Here is a 5,057-nt window from a genome sequence, read left to right as displayed (position 1 = left end):
ATCTAAAGTAAGCCGTTAATTCGAGCCAGTTGTTTTCCCACGACCTTATAATGATGGGATGTCTTTTACCCCATTTTTCTTTAAAGGCGGTAAAGGCCAATTCCGCTTCTTCAATTGTTAAAGCCTGATACACTTTCTTTAAGTCAGCCATAAATTCCTTTTGCTCTTTGTAAGGCACATATTTCAGGGAGTTTCGTATTTGATGAATGACGCATAACTGGATCTCTGTTTTGGGAAACACCGTATTAATGGCTTCAGAAAAGCCCGAAAGGCCGTCTTTACAGGCAATCAGAATGTCTTGAACGCCCCTGTTTTTCAAGTCATTGCAGACACTGAGCCAGAAACTGGCGCTTTCGTGTTCGCCAACCCAGATGCCCAGGACTTCTTTCTGGCCGGCCATATTGATGCCCAGTACGCTGTAGGCGGCCTTATTAACAATTCTGCCGTCTTTGCGAACTTTGAAGTGGATAGCATCGAGAAAGACCACAGGGTAAATCCGCTCTAACGGTCTTGACTGCCACTCAGAAATCATGGGCAGAATTTTGTCGGTTATCTTGCTGACCATGGTTGGCGAAATATCGATCCCGTAAATGTCCCGCATGTGTTCTTCGATATCACGAGTGGACATACCTTTCGCGTACATGGCAATAATTTGTTCCTCCAGTTGGTTGGAGGTTGTCTCGTATTTCCTAACAATCCTGGGTTCAAATTCACCGTTACGGTCTCTAGGAACAGAGATTTCGGTTTCGCCAAACCTGGTCTTGATGGTTTTCTTACTGTAGCCGTTTCGGCTGTTGCCTGTATTATTTCCTTCTGGGCTGTGTTTCTTGTATCCAAGGTGCTCTTCCATCTCAGCCTCAAGAATCTGCTGTATGGTGTCCTTGAATAAATTCTTGAGCATCTCATGAACATCATCGACAGTTCGGCAGCCCTTCGCCAGTTCCCTAATGGTTTTGTCCTTCAAGTCTTGCATAAATGGTCATCTCCTTTTTGTGTTAAGTTTAACCATTTACACAAAACTTTTTACGTTCTCGAGATAAGGCCGCCGCCCCTTTCTGTGCGCCGCGGCACCCACTCAAATCCGCGGCCACCGCAACAGAGCAGAGAAAGGCAAGGCCAAAGAAAATGAGCAACAATCTTCTAGGCAATAAACAGCTCATCTCACAATTCCTCCCCGAAAATGGAACGAAGGGAGGGGAAGCCCCTCCTGAGCAAGCTGCCGCCACGGATTTCAACGATCTGCTGCAACTACCTACCAGCGTCTAAAATAACCCAAGGCGACTCCGGCTTTTCTTTGACCAGGATGTAGTCGACGTTGCTTTCGTTACGCCAGACTTCCTTTGAGTTTTCGTAGGCCAGGACCAGCAGTCGATCGACATTTAGTATGGCAACCTTATACCAGGTCTTGCCGGATAGCCGGGAAATTCCTGCTCCCTGCAAGCTTTCTAAGCTAAACCACCTGGGATTCTCGTTGATCCGGTAGACTTTAGCCTCTTTTATCCGCAAAATTTGAGGGTCGTCGGGTCCCGTTTTGACGCCGGTGGGATTGTACATCGTAGAATCGAGCAACTCAACATCATGCTTCTTCAGAGCCTCGAAATGTTTTTCAATGACTCGCTTGCACTCAGCGATATCCTCTGCCGTCAGGCGCTTCTCGAGAATCTTAAAATTTTCGTGCTCCCCGCTTTTTGCTACTGGCGCAAGCTCGCTCCCACCTTGCGTTGCCGGCGGGTTCTTCCTGGATTCGTTGGTCGCGTTTTTCACACATCCTAATGCCAGGGCCACTGCCGTAAATATAACTAACAGCAGTGCCGCTTTCGTTTTCACAGAATCACTCCTCTCAAATTACTTTTGAAATTGAGCCGAGGAGAAGTGTACACCTCTAATGTAGCACGTATTCGGACCGCCCCAGCCATTTATTAAATTCTCCAATGGCCTGTCTTTGATCTCACTGCTATGCTGGCAAACAAAAATAAGGATGCCATCTAGCCCCACTTCTGGGAAGGAAAAACAACCGGAACCTCTTGACTCACTCTGTATTTGTATTCCTCTTGCTAAAACATCCATATTATGCTTTCCTGTATAAATAAAGCCCTTCTACATTGGCCATTTCTTTTACCAGTTCTATTACATCCGGCTTGTTAACATAGATAGGCCATGCCAACCCTCCTCCTGACCAACAAACGATTTCCATGTCTTCGAAAACCAAGATGCTGTCTACTATATCTCTTGTTCCTAACCGAACTAGCAACTCTAGCTCTCCTACATCTGTTATCAACCTCGTTTTATCTTCGCTTTCCTTTATCCAGCGCAAAGTTTCCGCATCCTTATGTATCAGATTGAGAAGTGCTTCTTCAGAACGGTCAGATTCGTACACATATGCCTTCGTCTTATTGTACAACCACACCTTCTTAAAAAGACTCACAAACTTGTCTTCTTCGGCCAGAAACACTTTTTGTTTCGCGGGCTCTTCTACTATGTACTCCCACACCAACTCAAACTGACTGTACTTTTCTGGATCCTGAACGGTCATGGGCAGTATGTCTATGAGATAGTATCTGTCTTCTTGGATTATCTCTTCCAGTTGTTCCAGAAAGGCTTCTATGTTCTTACCGTCTCCAAACACCTCATTTATGCTCACTGACAACCCCCCTTATTTCCTTAAAATTTTCCCCTTTTCGTCAAGAGAAGCAACTCTCTCTCCATTGGGTTTCTTTAATTTCCATTTACTTCCTCCATGCCCGGCTGTGTCTTTTTCGATATACCACCCACCGTCCTCTTTGTAAGCTTGTTTACCTCTAATCTTCTTATTAAACTTGCTTAAATCTACCGTATTACCATTTTTCATCAGCCTTTTTGGTATATGAAACCCAATAATATATGGCATAATTTTGTTATACATCCACGATCCGGCGTAATACGTAATGCCTCCAACAACAATTGCTCCCGTTGCTAAAAGAGCTACTTCTCCTATTCCTGGAATAAAATATACTGCTACCACCGCCGGTGCAGCTGCTGTGCATACGTATCCTGCTCCTCTTTCGTTTCTTAAGGTCTCATGCACATTTTCCCGTTCTTTTAAAAACCTTTGTATTTCCATTTTATCCTGTTCACTAATTTCTAATATATTGTTATAAAAACCAGGAGACAGTATATGTTCGTTGCTTGCATTACTCAGTTCAGTCGGAACAACAGAATTATTTGCTTCAGCAGCAAGCGCACTCATGCCTGGCAACAGCATATTTACTAATAAGACGAGCACGAGCAAAAGGCTCAATTTTTTCTTAACCGACTTCATCTGAATACCTCCTCGTTCACTTTAGTTCTTTAATTCACCAAGTCTTGCCATAAACGGATGCCGCCTGAATTTTGAAATTTCCCCTTCCCTCATTTTTCCCTTCTCAACCCAACCGGTCAACCAAATACCCGCAAATCTATCGCCCCGCCTTAGCCCGTGCCACCTCCCCGCCTTCCTTTTCTTCCGCTACCTGCCAATTCCTCCTGTAAAGTAACATATAGCAAAAAAAAAAAAACGCAACGGGTACTTTTTGTAGATTTTTGTCGAACTGTCCAGCAAACAGAGTCAAAATTTTTGACCAGACACAGTAGCCGCTCCCGCCGGACAGCAGTCACCTCACATAAGTGAATGGTTACTTCCGGTAATTTAACCCTCACTGGTGGACGGAGTTGGCATTCCACGAAGAATAAAAGGCCGGGTATCCTCGAAAAGGACATCCGGCCCTCAAATACCTCCCCCACCGACTTCAGGTCAGGACACGCCAAGAGTACGTGCCTTCACCACCCCGCCGGGTAAAGGAGCCGTGCTACCGGCGAAGGAAGCTGGTGATGTTTTGTTGCGCCGTTCGCATAAACCGTTGCTTCTCCGGTCCCAAGCCTTAAAGCCATTTTCCCCAAGAGCCGCCCTTCTTTAAAAGCGAGCAGCCATTCGGTCTCGTCTCCCCGGCCCTGCGCTCCGCCGGTCAGGGTGCTGACCAGCAAAAGGCCCTGGTAGGCTCCGAAACTGGGACGGACCTGCCCTTCGGTCGGTGCATTATCCGCCATAACTGCCTTCAGTTCCCGTGTGAGGCCCTCTTCGCTTACCAGCCGCGGCTTTTCCTCATCCAGGGATAAGCTCTGAATCTCTTCCCCGCAGGGGGATTCCAGGTAAAGGCGTGACCCGTAAAGACCTGCCTTAACCCCGGCACCGGCGATAAAAGAACATTGCGGGTCGCCTTTTCTCGCTACCGGAACCCAGGCCGCTTGCCCCACTGCGTCAATCCTGACCAGGAAAAGCTCTTCTGACGCGGTAGGCCTGTTCAGCACTGCCAGCACCACCAACCGGCCTTCCCGCTCGGCCAGGAAAAGCGGTACCAGCTCGCCATTGCCCAGAGACGGCAAATTTTTCATTCCTTTTTCGGGCAGGGAGTCTGGATCTGGCGGTTGTGGACCCTTCGGGTCTGGGGTGACGATGTCAACAAGCAGCCCGGTTTTGGGGTCGGTAAACACGCCTGCTTTAGAGTTTGGATTCTGGGATTTGTTGGGAGAGGCCTCCTGAGCGGAGAAGAGCCACTTTTTTGTGCCGTTTGGCCCGGTTTCTACTATGCCCAGGTTATTCCTCAGCCCGTAGGCGACATACCGGCGGTCACCGCTGGCATAAAAAACCGGCGCCACTGCCTCGGGCGGAAGCCCAGTATGCCGCACCACGGAAGCCTGCAGGGTAGGGCCGTGGTTTATGACCGCCGCTTTCCCTTCGTGTTCTGCAAAGAGATAAATTTGTGGCCCGCCGTCCCAGTAAAGCGGCGAGATATCCGTTCCTTCCGCACCTTTCAGGGCAAAAGAAGGATTTGCATCTACTTCGAGGGTGCCAGCTTCCGGATTCCATACTCCTCGAAAAGCTGCCTGTCCTTCCGGTACCTGCTGAAATATAAGCTGAGTTAAGTTGTCAAGGGGTTGACATAACGAGAATAATTACTGCTCCCCTTTATGGCATGGTCATCCTAAACTTGAGCTGTTGTGGTTAGAAAACCACCACAAGAGCAGGCCTTCTGGTGCTAATG

The 5,057-nt window shown here is 47.8% G+C and carries 5 protein-coding genes; all 5 read right to left on the bottom strand.

The window, feature by feature from the left end; genetic code table 11:
* A partial coding sequence (locus HPY58_13770; protein ID NPV30683.1) for an IS256-like element ISDku1 family transposase occupies positions 1–973 on the bottom strand: 973 nt, incomplete at its 3' end.
* 275 nt (positions 974–1,248) lie between these two features.
* Positions 1,249–1,827 carry a DUF4829 domain-containing protein gene (locus HPY58_13765; protein NPV30682.1) on the bottom strand — a complete coding sequence of 193 codons (579 nt, stop codon included), beginning with the start codon at positions 1,825–1,827 and terminating at the stop codon, positions 1,249–1,251.
* Between the two features lie 241 nt (positions 1,828–2,068).
* On the bottom strand, positions 2,069–2,641 hold the full coding sequence (locus tag HPY58_13760) for a hypothetical protein (GenBank protein NPV30681.1): 573 nt from the start codon (positions 2,639–2,641) through the stop codon (positions 2,069–2,071).
* 12 nt (positions 2,642–2,653) lie between these two features.
* Positions 2,654–3,298, bottom strand: a complete 645-nt coding sequence (locus HPY58_13755) for a hypothetical protein (GenBank protein ID NPV30680.1) — start codon at positions 3,296–3,298, stop codon at positions 2,654–2,656.
* A 497-nt stretch (positions 3,299–3,795) separates the two neighbouring features.
* The gene (locus tag HPY58_13750; GenBank protein ID NPV30679.1) at positions 3,796–4,701 is read right to left on the bottom strand and encodes a hypothetical protein; all 906 of its coding nucleotides are present in this window, start codon (positions 4,699–4,701) and stop codon (positions 3,796–3,798) included.
* Between the last annotated feature and the right edge of the window lie 356 nt (positions 4,702–5,057).

Source organism: Bacillota bacterium (genome assembly GCA_013177945.1).
In the GTDB taxonomy this organism is placed as follows: Bacteria; Bacillota; DSM-12270; order Thermacetogeniales; family Thermacetogeniaceae; genus Ch130.
The sequence above is the reverse complement of the archived record's forward strand: the minus strand, read 5'-3'. Positions and strand labels throughout refer to the sequence as shown.

Coding starts and splice junctions, on each gene's coding strand:
- HPY58_13755 (NPV30680.1), bottom strand. CDS start 3,298: ATGAAGTCGGTTAAGAAAAAATTGAGCCTTTTGCTCGTGCTCGTCTTA.